The sequence below is a fragment of the Lentzea sp. HUAS TT2 genome, from assembly GCF_051853195.1.
In the GTDB taxonomy this organism is placed as follows: domain Bacteria; phylum Actinomycetota; class Actinomycetes; order Mycobacteriales; family Pseudonocardiaceae; genus Lentzea.
Genome location: NZ_CP196667.1, coordinates 6,065,985 through 6,081,709 on the forward strand (window position 1 = coordinate 6,065,985; position 15,725 = coordinate 6,081,709).

At 69.6% G+C, this 15,725-nt stretch carries 14 protein-coding genes; 12 read left to right on the forward strand and 2 right to left on the reverse strand.

The annotated features are described in order from the left end of the window. Positions 1 to 6: 6 nt before the first annotated feature. Both ACSHWB_RS29595 and ACSHWB_RS29600 read right to left on the reverse strand, forming a co-directional pair. A complete protein-coding gene (locus tag ACSHWB_RS29595) occupies positions 7 to 762 on the reverse strand; it encodes an IclR family transcriptional regulator (protein ID WP_439656551.1) in 756 nt (251 codons plus the stop codon). Between the two features lie 100 nt (positions 763 to 862). Next, positions 863 to 2,227, reverse strand: a complete 1,365-nt coding sequence (locus tag ACSHWB_RS29600) for a bifunctional phosphatase PAP2/diacylglycerol kinase family protein (protein WP_439664690.1) — start codon at positions 2,225 to 2,227, stop codon at positions 863 to 865. A 116-nt stretch (positions 2,228 to 2,343) separates the two neighbouring features. Between ACSHWB_RS29600 and pafA the strand changes: the two genes are divergently transcribed. From pafA to ACSHWB_RS29660, 12 genes are all read left to right on the forward strand, one after another. Next, positions 2,344 to 3,702: a Pup--protein ligase gene (gene pafA / locus ACSHWB_RS29605; RefSeq protein ID WP_439656552.1), complete on the forward strand. Its 1,359-nt coding sequence runs from the start codon at positions 2,344 to 2,346 to the stop codon at positions 3,700 to 3,702. A 214-nt stretch (positions 3,703 to 3,916) separates the two neighbouring features. Then, entirely contained in the window at positions 3,917 to 4,915 is a 999-nt protein-coding gene (locus tag ACSHWB_RS29610; protein ID WP_439656553.1) for a WD40/YVTN/BNR-like repeat-containing protein, read from the forward strand. Further along, positions 4,915 to 5,547, forward strand: a complete 633-nt coding sequence (locus ACSHWB_RS29615) for a hypothetical protein (RefSeq protein ID WP_439656554.1) — start codon at positions 4,915 to 4,917, stop codon at positions 5,545 to 5,547. The genes ACSHWB_RS29610 and ACSHWB_RS29615 overlap by 1 nt, the downstream gene beginning before the upstream one ends. A gap of 58 nt (positions 5,548 to 5,605) precedes the next feature. Further along, positions 5,606 to 6,457, forward strand: coding sequence for an alpha/beta fold hydrolase (locus ACSHWB_RS29620; RefSeq protein WP_439656555.1), 852 nt, complete (start codon positions 5,606 to 5,608; stop codon positions 6,455 to 6,457). A gap of 61 nt (positions 6,458 to 6,518) precedes the next feature. Further along, positions 6,519 to 7,484: a helix-turn-helix transcriptional regulator gene (locus ACSHWB_RS29625; RefSeq protein WP_439656556.1), complete on the forward strand. Its 966-nt coding sequence runs from the start codon at positions 6,519 to 6,521 to the stop codon at positions 7,482 to 7,484. Beyond that, positions 7,481 to 8,452, forward strand: coding sequence for a helix-turn-helix transcriptional regulator (locus tag ACSHWB_RS29630; RefSeq protein WP_439656557.1), 972 nt, complete (start codon positions 7,481 to 7,483; stop codon positions 8,450 to 8,452). The genes ACSHWB_RS29625 and ACSHWB_RS29630 overlap by 4 nt, the downstream gene beginning before the upstream one ends. Positions 8,453 to 8,491: 39 nt before the next feature. Continuing rightward, positions 8,492 to 8,743 (forward strand): bacteriophage holin, encoded by a 252-nt coding sequence (locus ACSHWB_RS29635; protein ID WP_439656558.1) that lies wholly within the window; start codon positions 8,492 to 8,494, stop codon positions 8,741 to 8,743. Then, a complete protein-coding gene (gene tatA, locus ACSHWB_RS29640; RefSeq protein WP_090070250.1) occupies positions 8,736 to 9,023 on the forward strand; it encodes a Sec-independent protein translocase subunit TatA in 288 nt (95 codons plus the stop codon). Before ACSHWB_RS29635 ends, tatA begins: the two co-directional genes overlap by 8 nt. 112 nt (positions 9,024 to 9,135) lie before the next feature. Then, on the forward strand, positions 9,136 to 10,044 hold the full coding sequence (gene tatC / locus ACSHWB_RS29645) for a twin-arginine translocase subunit TatC (protein ID WP_439664691.1): 909 nt from the start codon (positions 9,136 to 9,138) through the stop codon (positions 10,042 to 10,044). Beyond that, entirely contained in the window at positions 10,041 to 10,901 is an 861-nt protein-coding gene (locus ACSHWB_RS29650; RefSeq protein ID WP_439656559.1) for a diacylglycerol kinase family protein, read from the forward strand. Before tatC ends, ACSHWB_RS29650 begins: the two co-directional genes overlap by 4 nt. A 43-nt stretch (positions 10,902 to 10,944) precedes the next feature. Further along, a complete protein-coding gene (htpG, locus tag ACSHWB_RS29655) occupies positions 10,945 to 12,789 on the forward strand; it encodes a molecular chaperone HtpG (protein ID WP_439656560.1) in 1,845 nt (614 codons plus the stop codon). A gap of 115 nt (positions 12,790 to 12,904) precedes the next feature. After that, positions 12,905 to 15,652: a DEAD/DEAH box helicase gene (locus ACSHWB_RS29660; protein WP_439656561.1), complete on the forward strand. Its 2,748-nt coding sequence runs from the start codon at positions 12,905 to 12,907 to the stop codon at positions 15,650 to 15,652. The last annotated feature ends 73 nt before the right edge of the window (positions 15,653 to 15,725 follow it).

Consider the following 15,725-nt stretch of genomic DNA (forward strand, 5'->3'; position numbering starts at 1 on the left):
ACACTACTACCAGGAGAGCCCGCCGAGCTCCCTGGAGATGCTGCGAGCTGCCTCACGTACGTAGGACACGAGTTCGAGACGCGGCGGCTGATCGGGTGAGTCGCACAGCCGCTCGACCGGCCCGGAGATGCCGACCGCGCCCACGACGACGCCGCGCCGGTCCCGGATCGGTGCGGCCACCGACGCCTCGCCCTCGACCAGTTCGTGCAGGTCGTAGGCCCAGTCGCGGTCGCGGACCACGTTCATGGAGTCGGCGAGCTGCTCGGGGTTGAGCGTGTGCCGGGTGAACCGCTGGAGGTCGCCCTCCGGCCACTCGCCGAACGCCACCAGCGCCTTGCCCAGGGCCGTCGCGTTCCACGGCAGCAACGCGCCGGTGTCGAGCGTCTGCCGGCTGTTGTCCGGCCGGAACACGTGATGCACGACGAGCACGTGCTTGCCGTGCATCACGCCGATGCGCACAGACTCGCGCGCACGCATCGCCAGCGTGTCCGACCAGTTCAACGCCTTGGCGCGCAGCTCGTTGCCGTCGAGGTACGACGTGCCGATCTGGAACAGCGCGGCCCCCAGGCGGTACTTGCCGCCCTCGACCTCCTGCTCGACGAACCCGACCTCCTGCAACGTCCGCAGGATGCCGTGCACCGTCGGTTTCGCGAGGTCCAGGGCGCGGGCGATCTCGCCGACGCTCAGCTGGTGCGCGCCGCCGTGTGCGAGCAGCTTCAGGACCTCGGCTGCTCGCTGGATGGACTGAATGGGTCCGGGCACGCATCTCACTCTAGCTGCGCTCGTTCGACAATGTCGAACGCCAATTGTCACGCGGGGCCCTTTCGTACTGCATGACAGTACGAAAGGGCCCCGCGTGCCGTTACGGCCGATAGATGCCCAGCGCTGCCGCCCGCGAACGGAACTTGAAGTGGTTGCCGCGCTCGCGCACCTCGCCGTCCGTCGCGATCGAGATGGGCGGCCCGTGCACCTCGACGTTCAACGAGGCCAGTTCGAGGTGGGTGTACATCCGCGAGTGCTCCAGCGCCCCGAGCAGGGCGCCCAGGAAGAACCTGGTCCGCGAGTACCTGCGGTCCGCCCGGACGTACCGCACGTCGAGCAGCCCGTCGTCCAGCCGGGGGCGCATCGTCGGCGCGAAGCCCTTCGGGCGGTACGGCCCGTTGCCCACGAACAGCATCCACACCAGGTGCTTGTCGCCGTCGATGGTCATGTGCAACGGCTTTGCGCGCTGCAGGACGCGGAACAGCGCGATCCCGGCCGCGGGCCACTTGCCCCAGCGCTTCTCCAGCTTCTCGCGGATCCTGACCATGTCCGGGTAGCCGCCCAGCGACGCCGTGTTGACGAACCACTGGTCGTTGACCTGCGCCAGGTCGACCCGCACGCCCACGCCGTCCGCGACGGCCTGCGCCGTGTCGTGCAGGCCGGTGATGCCCACGTCGCGGGCGAAGTGGTTCAGCGTGCCGGAGGGGATGAGCACCATCGGCAGATCGCGCTCGGCGGCGGCGGACGCCACCGCGGCCACGGTCCCGTCGCCCCCGGCCACCCCGAGCGCCTTCGCGTCCGGCAGGTCGTCGAGCTCCTCGACCGAGACGATCTGCGCCTTCGGCCACTCCTCGGTGATCTGCGGCGTCGGGTCCGGCCCGATGCCCGAGTGCGGGTTCACCACCACGACCAGCCCGTCGCCGTCCTGCAACGACGTCAGGTCGGCGTGCTCGTAGGCCGACGCGGGCTCGGTGCGCCCGAGCGGCCACCAGCGGCGGGTCAGGATCGCGGCACCGACACCGACCGCGGCTCCGGCCGCGACATCCGTCGGCCAATGAACACCGGTGTGCACGCGTGAATAGGCCACCGCAGCAGCTATCGGCGCGACCACCGCGCCTGCTTTGGGTGATTCCATCGCCACCGCCGTGGCGAAAGCGGCCGCTGACGCGGAGTGACCGGACGGGAATGACGACGACGTCGGCCGCTTGGACAACCGGCGGTCCATCGCGATCAGATCCGCGGCGGGCCTGCGGCGCGGGAAAAGTGACTTCCCGACCAGGTTCGCGCTGGCAGAGGCCCCGGCGATGGCCGCAAGGCCCCGCAACGCACCACGCCGGAACGGCCCTTTACCGGTTGCCAGAATCGCCGCGATGACGAACCACAACAGACTGTGGTTGGCGGCTTTCGAAAGTCTCTTCAAACCAGTGTCGAGCCTGCTCGGACGTAGTCCGGCCGAGGAGCCCATGAGCTTCTTGTCGAGAGCGCTGACCCGTTTCCACACACCACCGACACTAAACCGCAACCGGCGTGCCGCCCGAACGGATCACCCTGCTCCGCCTGAGAGTCGCCTACTGTTGAGGCATGCAGCGGCGGATCTTCGGCATTGAGACAGAATTCGGGGTGACCTGCACCTTCCACGGGCAGCGTCGTCTGTCCCCGGACGAGGTCGCGCGGTACTTGTTCCGCCGCGTCGTCTCGTGGGGGCGTTCTTCCAACGTCTTCTTGCGCAACGGCTCCCGGCTCTACCTCGACGTCGGCTCCCACCCGGAGTACGCGACGGCCGAGTGTGACGACCTGGCGCAGCTCGTCACGCACGACAAGGCGGGTGAGCGGATCCTGGAGGACCTGCTCGTCGACGCCGAGCGCAGGCTCGCCGACGAGGGCATCGGCGGCGACATCTTCCTGTTCAAGAACAACACCGACTCGGCGGGCAACTCCTACGGCTGCCACGAGAACTACCTGGTCGCACGGGCCGGCGAGTTCTCCCGCATCGCGGACGTGCTGCTGCCGTTCCTGGTCACCCGCCAGCTGATCTGCGGTGCCGGCAAGGTGCTGCAGACCCCGCGCGGCGCCGTGTACTGCCTCTCGCAGCGCGCCGAGCACATCTGGGAGGGCGTGTCGTCCGCGACCACCCGGTCCCGCCCGATCATCAACACCCGCGACGAGCCGCACGCCGATGCCGAGCGCTACCGGCGCCTGCACGTCATCGTCGGCGACTCGAACATGTCCGAGGTGACGACGCTGCTGAAGGTCGGCAGCGCGAACCTGGTGCTCGAGATGATCGAGCAGGGCGTCCAGTTCCGGGACTTCTCGCTGGACAACCCGATCCGCGCGATCCGCGAGATCTCCCACGACCTGACGGGCCGCCGCACCGTGCGCCTGGCGGGCGGCAAGGAGGCCTCCGCGCTCGACATCCAGCGCGAGTACTACGAGAAGGCCGTCGAGCACACGGCCAAGCGGTCGCCGGACCCGATGGCGGAACGCGTCCTCGAGCTGTGGGGCCGCACGCTCGACGCCGTCGAGGCGCAGGACCTCACCAAGATCGACCGCGAGATCGACTGGGCCATCAAGAACCGCCTGATGAACCGGTACATGGAAAAGCACAACATGGACCTGTCCAACCCGCGCATCGCCCAGATCGACCTCGCCTACCACGACATCCGCCGTGGCCGTGGCGTGTTCGACCTGCTGCAGCGCAAGGGCCAGGTCGAGCGGGTGACCGACGACGGCGAGATCGAGGCCGCCAAGGACACCCCGCCGCAGACCACGCGGGCCAAGCTGCGCGGTGACTTCATCGCCGCCGCGCAGGCAGCCGGTCGCGACTTCACCGTCGACTGGGTGCACCTGAAGCTGAACGACCAGGCGCAGCGCACGGTGCTGTGCAAGGACCCGTTCCGCGCGGTGGACGAGCGCGTCGAGCGCCTGATCTCGTCGCTCTAGCAACGCGAACGAGGGGCGTGCTCCGGACCGGAGTACGCCCCTCGTGGCATGTCAGCGCACTGCTTCGAACAGGTGCAACGACTCGGTGGCCGTCGACCCGCCGCGAGCGCCGCAAGCTCACCATCCAGTCGCGAGTGGACCTGGCGCGGATCGCACCGTGAGGACCGCCGATCGGGGCTAGGAACGAATCACCGCCTCGACCAGAGTGGGTCGCATGAGGATCATCGCGGCGGTACTCGCCGCTTTCCTGATGCTGCCAGGGGTCGCGTCCGCCGACACCTACTGGGAGCTGAAACCGACCGGCACGGACGCCCGCCTGCGCGGCCTGTCCGCCGTGTCCGGTCAGGTCGCGTGGGCGAGCGGCTCGAAGGGCACGGTCCTGCGCACGACGAACGGCGGCAGGACGTGGGACTCCGTCGGCCCGCCCGGCACGGAGGCGCTGGAGTTCCGCGACATCGAGGCCTTCGACGCGCGCAACGCCGTGGCGCTGTCGATCGGCGAGGGCGAGTCGTCGCGGATCTACCGCACGTCCGACGGCGGCAGGACCTGGCAGGAGGAGTTCCGCAACACCGACCCGAAGGCGTTCTACGACTGCGTGGCGTTCTTCGACCGGTTCCGCGGCCTCGCGCTGACCGACCCGGTCGACGGGAAGTTCCGGGTGCTGCGGACGTGGGACGGCGGCAGGTCGTGGCACGTCAACGACCCCAAGGGCATGCCGGACGCGCTGCCGGGCGAGTTCGCGTTCGCGGCGTCCGGGCAGTGCGTGACCACCAGCGGCAACCACGCGTGGATCGCGACCGGCGGCGGCGCGAAGGCACGGGTGCTGGAGTCGCGCGACGGCGGCCGGTCGTGGAAGGCCTCGGAGGTGCCGCTGCCCTCGGGTGAGGCGGCCGGGGTGTTCGCGGTGGCGTTCAAGACGCCGTGGCGCGGGGTGGCGATCGGTGGCGACTACCTCAAGCCGACCGACCCGACGCCGGCGTTCGCCACCAACGACGGCCGTGGGTGGAAGGCCGGCACACAGGCCCCCGTCGGGTACCGGTCCGGCATCGCCTACCGCGGTGACGGGCTGGTCGCGGTCGGTCCGTCGGGCACGGACGTGAGCAGGGACGGCAAGAGTTGGAAGATCGCGGACACCGGGAGCTTCGACACGGTGGACTGCGTCGGCTTCACGTGCTGGGCGGCCGGTGAGAAGGGCCGGGTCGGGCGCACCTGATGAGGCTGCACCCAGGTGAGCCCGAGGCCACCGGTCAGGTCGTACGGCTGACCGAGGTTGTTCGGCGGCTGCGCGAGGAGGCGCCCGGCATCACGGGGCGCCCCCTCGTCGTCGCCGTCGACGGCCGCGGCGGTGCCGGGAAGTCCACCCTCGCCGAACGGCTGCGCAGGACCGTCCCCGGCTCCGAGGTCGTGCACACCGACGACGTCGCCTGGAACCACGCGTACTTCGACTGGGGCGGCCTGCTGGTCGAGAACGTCCTGCGGCCTCTGCACCGGGGCGAGGCCGTGACGTTCCGGCCACCGGCCTGGGCCGAGCACGGCCGTCCCGGCGCGATCCAGGTCGCCGCCGGGGTGGGCGTCGTGTGGGTCGAGGGCACCGGGATCATCCGGGAGCAGTGCGCGCCGTGGCTCGACGCCTCGATCTGGGTGCAGGGCGACCTGGACGAACAGGAACGCCGGCTGACCGCCCGCGACGGCGACTCCGCGGAGCAACGGCGGCACGTCGCCGCGTGGCTGGCCGAGGAACTGCCGTTCCTCCTGCGCGAACAACCGTGGCGCAGGGCGACCGTCGTCGTGGCCGGGACGAGTGACCTCCGCCACGACCCGGAAACCGAGGTCGTCGCGGTGTAACACCGGCCGGGCCTGTGGCGAAAAGGGACGTGTCGGCAGTTCCCCATCGGGGTAGCCGATGCAGGTGTTCGACGGATTCTCGTTGCGTTGCAGGGACGTTGGCGAGGCCAATCTGCGAGTGAGGACCGGCGGTGCAGGGCCGCCGGTCCTCCTCTTGCACGGCCATCCTCGAACCCACACGACATGGCACCGCGTCGCGCCGTTGCTCGCCGACGACTACACGGTCGTGTGCCCGGATCTGCGCGGTTACGGCCAATCCAGCAAACCCGGCGACTACTCGAAACGTGCCATGGCGCGCGACTTCGTGAACCTCATGCAGCAGCTGGGGCACGAACGGTTCGCCGTCGTCGGGCACGACCGCGGTGCCGCCGCGGCGATCCGGCTGGCCCTCGACCACCCCCACCGCGTCACGCAGCTCGCTGTGCTGGACGGGCTGCCGATCGGCGCCCACCTCGCGAGGGCGGACGCCCGGTTCGCCCAGTCCTGGTACCACTGGTTCTTCCTGGCGCGGCAGGAGCTCGCCGCCGCGATGATCAACCAGAACCCGGACCTCTGGTACGGCGGGCGCTACCACGACACCCCGCTCGCCATGGGTGTGGAGAACTGGGCGGACTTCCAGCGGGCGATCCACGACCCCGCGACCGTGCTCGCGATGTGCGGCGACTACCGCGCCGGGCTGGAGGTCGACCGCGTGCACGACGACGAGGACAGGGCCGCCGGCAGGAAGATCGCGTGTCCCGTGCTGGCGCTCTGGTCGGCCAAGGACGACCTCGGTGAGCTGTACGGCGACTTAGCGGAAATCTGGGCCGATTGGGCCGATGACGTGCGCGTGCGTTCTCTCGACTGCGGACACCACATGGCCGAGGAAGCACCGGTCGAACTGGTGCGGGAACTGCGCTCCTTCTTCTGAACGGACCGTTGACGACAGGTGGTGATGAGGTTTCGGCGCGCGCACGCGTTAGGGTTTGCCCGTGGCCATCGCACGCGCCGAACGCCTCGTCAACCTGGTGCTGTGCCTGCTGTCGACCCGTCAGTACCTGACAGCGGAGCGCATCCGCGCCATCGTCCCCGGCTATCACGAAGCGCCGACGGACGAGGCGTTCTTCCGCATGTTCGAAAGGGACAAGTCCGAGCTGCGGGATCTCGGCGTGCCGCTGGAGACCGGCAGGCAGTCCAACGCCGAGGGTGCGGAGGACGGGTACCGGATCGCGCGGCGTGACTACGAGCTGGGCGACATCGACCTCGAACCCGACGAGGCCGCCGCCGTCGCGCTGGCCGCCCGGCTGTGGGACTCGCCGCAGCTCACGGGCGCCGTGCACGGGGCGTTGATCAAGCTGCGGGCCGCAGGGGTGGACGTCGACCAGGACGCGCCCGCGACCGTCGAGCCCAAGGTGCGGGCCAGCGAACCCGCGTTCCCGCCGCTGCTGCAGGCCGTGCAGGCGGGGCAGGTCGTCGCGTTCGACTACCGCAAGCCGCCGCCGGGCGGGCAGAAGGAACGCACGGTCGAACCGTGGGGCGTGGTCGCCTGGCGCGGCAAGTGGTACCTGGTCGGCTGGGACCGCGAGCGCGACGACACGCGCTGCTTCCGGCTCTCCCGCGTCGTGGGCCAGGTGCGGCCTGTGGGCAAGCCCAACGCCTTCACCGTGCCCGAGGGCACAGACCTGATGAGTCTCATCGCGCGCACCGAGGCCGATCCGCACCACACCGCGCCCGCCAGGATCTGGGTGGCCAAGGACCGGGCCCAGGGGGTGCGGCGGCACGCGAAGGTCGTCGAGGAACGCGACGGCGGCGACGTCGTCGAGATCGACCTGAAGTTCCCCGACTCCGCGGCCAAGTGGCTCGCCGGGTTCGGGCCCGACGTCGTGGTGCTGGAGCCCGAGGTCCTGGCCAAGTCGGTCCGCGACCGCCTGCAGGGCGCACTGGAAGGAGCGCGGTGACCGCGTCGAACGAACGGCTGCCGCGGCTGCTCGCACTCGTGCCGTACCTGCTCAACCGGCCCGCCATCACCGTCAAGGAGGCCGCGGCCGACTTCGGCATCACGCCCAAGCAGCTGCGCAAGGACCTCGAGCTGCTGTGGATGTGCGGTCTGCCCGGCTACGGCCCCGGCGACCTGATCGACCTGTCGTTCGAGGGCGAGACGATCACCGTCTCGTTCGACGCGGGCCTCGACCGGCCGTTGCGCCTCACCGCGGCCGAGGCGGCGTCGCTGCTGGTCGCGCTGCGGGCGCTGGCCGACACCCCCGGCGTGGTCGAGACGGACGCGGTGCAGCGGGCGCTGGCGAAGATCGAGGCGGCGGTCGGCAAGGCGCAGCCGGCGGGCATGGTCGTCGGGCTCGGCGCGTTCGAGCGCGGCGAGACAGCGGAGGTCCGCGCCGCCGTGCAGGACGCCGTGAAGCGTGAACGGGCCGTGCACATCCGTTACTACTCGCAGTCGCACGACGCGATGAGCGACCGAGTGGTCGATCCGATGCGGCTGCTGCTCGTGGAGGGGCGCGGTTATCTCGAAGGATGGTGCCGCTCCGCGCTCGGTGTGCGACTGTTCCGGCTCGACCGCATCGACGAAGTGCAGGTGCTCGACGAGCCGTCGTCGCCTCCTCCGCACGCCCAGCTGACCGATACATCGGAGGGGTTGTTCCATCCGAGGGACGATCAGAAGATCGCGGTCCTTCTTCTCGAACCGGACGCGCACTGGGTCGCCGAGTACTACCCCGTTGATCACTCAGCCGAGCTCTCGGACGGCCGCACGCGTGTCCTCATGCGCTACGACGACCCGTCCTGGATGGTCCGCCTGCTCCTCGGGCTGGGCGGTGACGTGCACGTCGAACAGCCGGCGGAGCTCGCGGACGAGGTGGTGCGCCAGGCGGGCGAGGCGTTGCGCCGGGCAGATCACCTGCTGTCCACCTAAGCCGTATAACGTGTGCTTGTGCCGTCCACACCGACCCTCGTGACGATCGCGCTCGGCCTCGTCGCACTCGTTGCGATCGCGGTCCGAGTCATCCGATCCTTGCGTCGATTCGCCCGTGCCCGCACTCTGGTGGGTGACAGGGTCGGGGACGGCGTCGGCCTGCTCAAGGCGCGGTCCGCAGCGCTGAAGGTGGCCTTCGCCGAACGGCGCCCCCAGGAACAGGCCCGTACCAGGGCCAACCCCGCGTACGATCGTCGTGGCGGGGGAGACAGGAGGATCACCAATGGGTAACCTCGGACCCACCGAGCTGATCATCATCGCAGTGGTGATCATTCTGCTGTTCGGTGCGAAGAAGCTTCCCGACATGGCCCGTTCGCTCGGCAAGTCGGCGAAGATCTTCAAGGCTGAGACCAAGGGCCTGCGCGACCAGGACGCGGACGACGCGCCGGTGCAGCAGCAGCCCGTGCAGCAGCCGGTCCAGCAGCTCCCCCCGGCCCAGCCGCAGCCGGTCCAGCAGCCCCAGGTCGCGCCTCCCATCGAGCAGACCACGCAGAACAAGGCGAACAACTGACCTTCCGGTCTCCTGACTTGTAAGGACGGTCGACGCGGTGGCAAGTCCGTTCCGGTGGGTGGCTGAACGCCGGGAACGCGGCAGGCGCCGTCGGGGCAACGCCGACGGCACGATGTCGCTCAAAGAGCACCTGTACGAGCTGAGGTACCGGCTCGGAATGGCGATGCTGGTCATCGCCGTCGGCGCCATCTTCGGCTTCATCTGGTTCCAGGTGAGGCTCGGTCCGATCCCGTCGCTGGGTGACATCCTGACGGGGCCGTACTGCCAGCCGGACCTGGCGCAGTACCGGGCCAAGATCACCAACGACGGCTCCTGCGCGCTGCTGCAGACCGAGCCGTTCGAGATCTTCATGGTGCAGCTGCAGGTCGGCACGGCCGCGGGCGCGGTGCTGCTCAGCCCGTTGTGGCTCTACCAGATCTGGGCGTTCATCACGCCCGGCCTCTACCTGAAGGAACGCAGGTTCGCGCGCGTCTTCGTCGGCGCCGGCGCGCTGCTGTTCATGGCCGGTGCGGTGCTCGCGTACCTGGTCGTGCCCGAGGGCCTGAAGGTGCTGCTCGGCTTCGGTGGCGACAACTGGGTCACGGCGCTCACCGGCAGCAAGTACATCAACTTCGTCATCACGATGCTCTTCATCTTCGGCGTCAGCTTCCTGATCCCGCTGGTCGTGGTGATGCTCAACCGTGCGGGCGTGCTCTCCTACGAGCGGCTGGCGAAGTGGCGGCGCGGCCTGATGATGGGCCTGTTCGTGTTCGCCGCGGTCGCGACGCCGGGCACCGACCCGATCTCGATGGTCGTGCTGGCGCTGGCGCTGGTGCTGCTGTTCGAGATGGCGACCCAGATCGCCCGCGTCCACGACAAGCGCAAGGCCAAGCTCCGCGCGGCGGAGGGTCTGGACGAGCTCGACGACAACGAGGCGGCGCCGTTCCACTACGTCGCGTCCGACGCCGACGGCAACGACCCCGGTGAGAAGGTCCTCGCCTCGGAGCCCCCGAAGCGCGTGAACTACGACGACGCCACGTGACGCGGGCCGCATTGCTGGTCTGCCCGGCGTCGGGCAAGGGACGGGCGGCCCGGATTGCGGGGTCGACCGCGGCCGCGTTGCGCCCGCACGTCTCCGATCTGCGGCAACTGGTCGCGCACGACGCCGAGGGCACGCTGGCGATGGCCCGCGAGGCCGTCGCGGACGGGGTCGACCTGCTGGTCGTCCTCGGTGGTGACGGAGCCGCCCACCTGGGAATCCAGGCGGTCGCGGGCACGTCCACGGCGCTGGGCATCGTCCCGGCGGGCACCGGCAACGACCTGGCCGCGGCCGTGGGGTCGCGGTCGGTCGAGGACGTCGTGCACGGCACCCGCAAGACGCTCGACCTGGGCCGGTTGTCGACGGGGCAGTGGTTCGCGACGGTGCTGTGCGCCGGGTTCGACTCCGCGGTCAACGAGCGGGCGAACGCGATGCGCTGGCCCGCCGGTCCGCGCCGCTACGACCTCGCGATCGTGGCCGAGCTCGCGTCGCTGAGGTCGGCGCCCCTGGTCGTGACGACCGAGTCCGAGTCGTTCGAACTGGACGCGACGCTCGTGGCGATCGGCAACACGCCGAACTACGGCGGCGGCATCCCCGTGTGCCCCGGTGCCGACGCTCGTGACGGGCTGTTCGACGTGACGGTCGTGGAGCACGGCAGCCGCACGATGCTGATGCGGATGCTGCCGACGTTGCGCACGGGCAAGCACACCGAGCATCCGGCCGTGCGGACGTTCCGCGCGCGCGAGGTCACTCTGTCCGGTGGTAACGGATGGATCGCCTACGCCGACGGAGAACGCCAGGAGGCCTTGCCGGTGTCGGTTCGGACGGTTCCAGGCGCTCTCACAGTCCTGGGTCGCTAAATTCTAGGGCTGTTCGGTTCGTTTCGTTTTTCGGTAGGGATGCATGGAGACGCTGGAGTTTCAGAGCGAGGCACGTCAGCTGCTGCAGCTGATGATCCACTCGATCTACTCGAACAAGGACACGTTCCTGCGCGAGCTGGTCTCGAACGCCTCCGACGCGCTGGACAAGCTGCGACTGGAGTCGTTCCGCGACAAGGACATGGTCGTCGACGTCGACGACCTGCACGTCGTGATCGAGTCCGATCCGGCGGAACGCACGCTGACCGTGCGGGACAACGGCATCGGCATGACGCGCGAGGACGTCGTGCGGCTGATCGGCACGATCGCCAAGTCCGGCACCGCGGAGTTCCTGAAGCAGCTCAAGGACCAGCAGTCGGGCAGCGCGTCCGACCTGATCGGCCAGTTCGGCATCGGCTTCTACTCGTCGTTCATGGTGGCGGACAAGGTCACCCTCGTGACGAAGTACCCGCACGCCGAGAAGGGCGTGCGCTGGGAGTCGAGCGGCGAGGCCACGTACACGATCGACGACGTGGACGACGCGCCGCAGGGCACCTCGGTCACGTTGCACCTCAAGCCGTCCGACGACGAGGACCGCCTGCCCGACTACACCGAGCCGGCGAAGATCCGCGAGATCGTCAAGCGCTACTCGGACTTCATCACCTGGCCGGTGCGCCTGGGCGGCGAGGAGATCAACTCGCGCAAGGCCCTGTGGGCGCGCCCGGCCTCCGAGGTGACGGAGGAGGAGTACGCCGAGTTCTACCGCCACATCAGCCACGACTGGAACGCGCCGCTCGAGACCATCCGCATGCAGGCGGAGGGCACGTTCGAGTACCAGGCCCTGCTGTTCCTGCCCTCGCAGGCGCCGATGGACCTGTTCATGCGCGACGGCAAGCGCGGTGTGCAGCTCTACGTGAAGCGCGTCTTCATCATGGAGGACTGCGCCGAGCTGATGCCGGAGTACCTGCGGTTCGTGAAGGGTGTCGTCGACGCGGCGGACCTCTCGCTGAACGTCTCGCGCGAGATCCTGCAGCAGGACCGCCAGATCCAGCTGATGCGCCGCCGTCTGGTGAAGAAGGTGCTCTCCTCGATCAAGTCGCTGCAGTCCTCGCGTCCCGACGACTACGCGAAGCTGTGGGGCGAGGTCGGCGCGGCGCTGAAGGAGGGCCTGCTCTCCGACTCGGACAACCGCGACGCGATCCTCGAGGTCTGCTCGTTCGCGTCCACCGAGTCCGAGGACAAGCTGACGACGCTGGCCGAGTACGTGGCCCGCATGAAGGACGGCCAGGAGCACATCTACTTCATGACCGGTGACTCCCGTGTCGCCGTCGAGAAGTCGCCGCACATGGAGGCCTTGCGCGCCAAGGGCTTCGAGGTGCTGATCCTGACCGACCCGATCGACGAGATGTGGGTCGACTCGGTCCCGTCGTTCGACGGCAAGACGCTCCAGTCCGTCGCCAAGGGCCAGGTGGACCTGGAGACCGACGAGGAGAAGACCGCCAACGAGGCCAAGACGGCGGAGTTCTCGGACCTGCTGACGTGGATGGGCACGGCGCTGGCCGACGACGTCAAGGAGGTGCGGCTCTCGACCCGTCTGACGACCTCGCCCGCGTGCGTGGTCGGCGACGCCCACGACATCACTCCGACCCTGGAGAAGATGTACAAGGCGATGGGCCAGGAGCTGCCGAAGATCAAGCGCATCCTGGAGCTCAACCCGTCGCACCCGCTGGTCGAGGGGCTGCACGGGGCGTTCGCGAGCGGCGAACGCGACTCGCTGGCCGACACCGCGGAGCTGGTCTACGGGCTGGCGCTGCTCGCGGAGGGCGGTGAGCTCGCGGACCCGTCCCGTTTCGTGAAGCTGGTGGCGGACCGGGTGCAGCGCTCGTTCTGACGAAACCGCAGGCAGAGGGCGATGTCCGAGGGACATCGCCCTCTGTTGTTTCAGTGTCGATTGAAGTTAATCTATCTCGGCGGCGATTGTCGGTGTGATGTGAAAGCCTGATGGAGTGTCAAGTGCTTCGCGGTCCCCGGCCGAGGCCTACGCCGAATCCCGGCGTCGTGCCGAACGGCCCAAGCTGACCGACTTCGGCTCCGTCATCTCGTTCGAGCTGGACCCGTTCCAGCGCCAGGCCTGCGAGGCCCTGGAGGACGGTCACGGAGTGCTCGTCTGCGCCCCCACCGGCGCCGGTAAGACGGTGGTGGGCGAGTTCGCCGTGCACCTGGCCCTCACGAGTGGCCGCAAGTGCTTCTACACGACGCCGATCAAGGCGCTGAGCAACCAGAAGTTCGCGGACCTCACCGCGCGGTACGGGGCCGAGAGCATCGGCCTGCTCACCGGCGACACGAGCGTGAACGGCAACGCGCCGGTCGTGGTCATGACGACCGAGGTGCTGCGGAACATGCTGTACTCGGGTTCGTCCACTCTGGACGGACTCGCGTACGTCGTGATGGACGAGGTGCACTACCTGGCGGACAGGTTCCGCGGCCCGGTGTGGGAGGAGGTCATCCTGCACCTGCCGGAGCACGTGCAGGTGGTCGGCCTGTCCGCGACGGTCAGCAACGCCGAGGAGTTCGGCGAGTGGCTGGTCGCGGTGCGCGGTGACACGTCCGTCGTGGTCGACGAGCACCGGCCCGTGCCGCTGTGGCAGCACATGCTGGTGGGCAACCAGATGCTCGACCTGTTCGAGGGCGACGAGACGCACGCGCGGATCAACACCCAGGTGCTGCGCAAGACCGAGGAGCTCGCGCGCTACCACGTGCCGTTCAGCCGCGGCCGCAACCGCGGCGGGGGCGGCGGTCCCGGCAGGCCGTCGCGCAACAGCGGGTTCAAGCCGCCGTCGCGCACCGACATGATCCAGCGGCTCGACGCGGCGAACCTGCTGCCCGCGATCGTGTTCGTGTTCAGCCGCGCCGGCTGTGACGCGGCGGTGGCGCAGACGGCGCGCGCCGGGTTGCGGCTCAACTCGCCGGAGGAGACCGACGAGGCCCGCCGGATCATCGACGAGAAGACGCGCGACCTGCCGGAGGCCGACCTGACGGTGCTCGGCTTCTGGGAGTGGCGGGACGCGCTGGAGCGGGGCATCGCGTCGCACCACGCCGGGCTGCTGCCCGCGTTCAAGGAGACGGTCGAGGAGCTGTTCGTCCGCGGGCTGTGCAAGGTCGTGTTCGCGACCGAGACGCTCGCGCTGGGCATCAACATGCCCGCGCGGACTGTCGTGCTCGAGAAGCTCGTGAAGTACAACGGCGAGGCGCACGTCGACCTCACGCCGGGGGAGTACACGCAGCTCACGGGCCGCGCCGGCCGTCGTGGCATCGACGTGGAGGGGCACGCGGTCGTCGTCTGGCAGCCGGGGATCGACCCCAAGGCCGTCGGCGGGCTCGCGTCCACCCGCACGTACCCGCTGCGCTCGTCGTTCCGGCCCGGCTACAACATGGCCGTCAACCTCGTGGCCCAGCTCGGCGCCTCGGCCGCGCGCGAGATCCTGGAGCAGTCGTTCGCGCAGTTCCAGGCTGACCGCTCGGTCGTGGGGCTCGCGCGCCGCATCGAGCGCAACAAGGAGGCGCTCGCCGGCTACACCGAGGCGATGACGTGCCACCTGGGCGACTTCAGCGAGTACGCGACGCTGCGCCGCCGCATCGGCGACCGGGAGAAGCAGCTCGCGAAGCAGAACACGAACTCGCGCCGCATCGAGACGGCCAAGTCGCTCGACCGGCTGCGCAAGGGCGACGTGATCGCCGTGCCGTCCGGGCGCCGCAGCGGTCTCGCCGTGGTCGTCGACCCCGGTCTCGAACCGATGGGCGAGGCGAAGCCGCTGGTCGTCACGGAGGACCGCTGGTCCGGCCGCCTGACGTCGGCGGACTTCCCGTCGCCGGTCGAGGTGCTGGGCCACATCCGCCTGCCCAAGCAGGTCGACGTGCGCTCGCCCAAGTCGCGGCGCGACCTGGCGTCCACGATCCGCAACACGGGCATCACCGTGCCGTCGCGCGGCCGCAGGCAGACCACGGCGGACGACGACCCCGAGCTCGCGACGCTGCGCCGTGCCCTGCGCGCCCACCCGTGCCACGGCTGCGACCAGCGCGAGGACCACGCCCGCTGGGGCGAGCGGTACCACCGGCTGCTGGCCGAGAACCAGCAGCTGGAGCGCAAGGTCGCGGCGACGACGCACTCGCTCGCGCGCCAGTTCGACCGCATCCGCGCGCTGCTGCGCGAACGCGGCTACCTCAGCGAGGCCGAGGAGGTCACCGCCGACGGCAAGCGCCTGACCAGGCTCTACAGCGAGTCGGACCTGCTCGCCGCCGAGTGCATCCGCAACGGCGTGTGGAAGGGCCTCAAGCCGGACGAGCTCGCCGCCGTCGTGTCGTCGCTGGTCTACGAGGCGCGCAGGGACGGCCCGGTCGAGGCTCGGCTGCCGCAGGGCCCGGTCGCCGACGCGATGCTCAAGACAGTGCGGCTGTGGGCGGAGATCGAGGACGACGAGCGCCGCCACAAGCTCGAACGCATCACCCGCCAGCCCGACCCCGGGTTCGCTTGGCCGGTGTACCGATGGGCGCGCGGGGAGTCGCTGGAGAAGGTCCTCAGCGCCGCGGAGGCCGGTGGCAACGAGCTCGGCGCGGGCGACTTCGTGCGCTGGTGCCGCCAGGTGATCGACCTTTTGGACCAGATCCGTGAGGTGGTCGGCCGACAGGACCCGGTCGGCGCGGCCGCCGCCAAGGCCGTCGACGCGCTGCGGCGCGGAGTTGTGGCGATGATGTGACATGAGCCTGACGAAGGTTTTGCGAGTCGGAGTAAAGACTGACGTCAACGGTGTGATTGGATTTCGCCGCAAC

Excerpts from the sequence above, each read along its gene's own strand:
- ACSHWB_RS29620 (WP_439656555.1), top strand. The coding sequence starts at position 5,606 with ATGCAGGTGTTCGACGGATTCTCGTTGCGTTGCAGGGACGTTGGCGAG.
- ACSHWB_RS29600 (WP_439664690.1), bottom strand. The coding sequence starts at position 2,227 with ATGGGCTCCTCGGCCGGACTACGTCCGAGCAGGCTCGACACTGGTTTG.
- ACSHWB_RS29610 (WP_439656553.1), top strand. The coding sequence starts at position 3,917 with ATGAGGATCATCGCGGCGGTACTCGCCGCTTTCCTGATGCTGCCAGGG.
- htpG (WP_439656560.1), top strand. The coding sequence starts at position 10,945 with ATGGAGACGCTGGAGTTTCAGAGCGAGGCACGTCAGCTGCTGCAGCTG.
- tatC (WP_439664691.1), top strand. The coding sequence starts at position 9,136 with ATGTCGCTCAAAGAGCACCTGTACGAGCTGAGGTACCGGCTCGGAATG.
- pafA (WP_439656552.1), top strand. The coding sequence starts at position 2,344 with ATGCAGCGGCGGATCTTCGGCATTGAGACAGAATTCGGGGTGACCTGC.
- tatA (WP_090070250.1), top strand. The coding sequence starts at position 8,736 with ATGGGTAACCTCGGACCCACCGAGCTGATCATCATCGCAGTGGTGATC.
- ACSHWB_RS29615 (WP_439656554.1), top strand. The coding sequence starts at position 4,915 with ATGAGGCTGCACCCAGGTGAGCCCGAGGCCACCGGTCAGGTCGTACGG.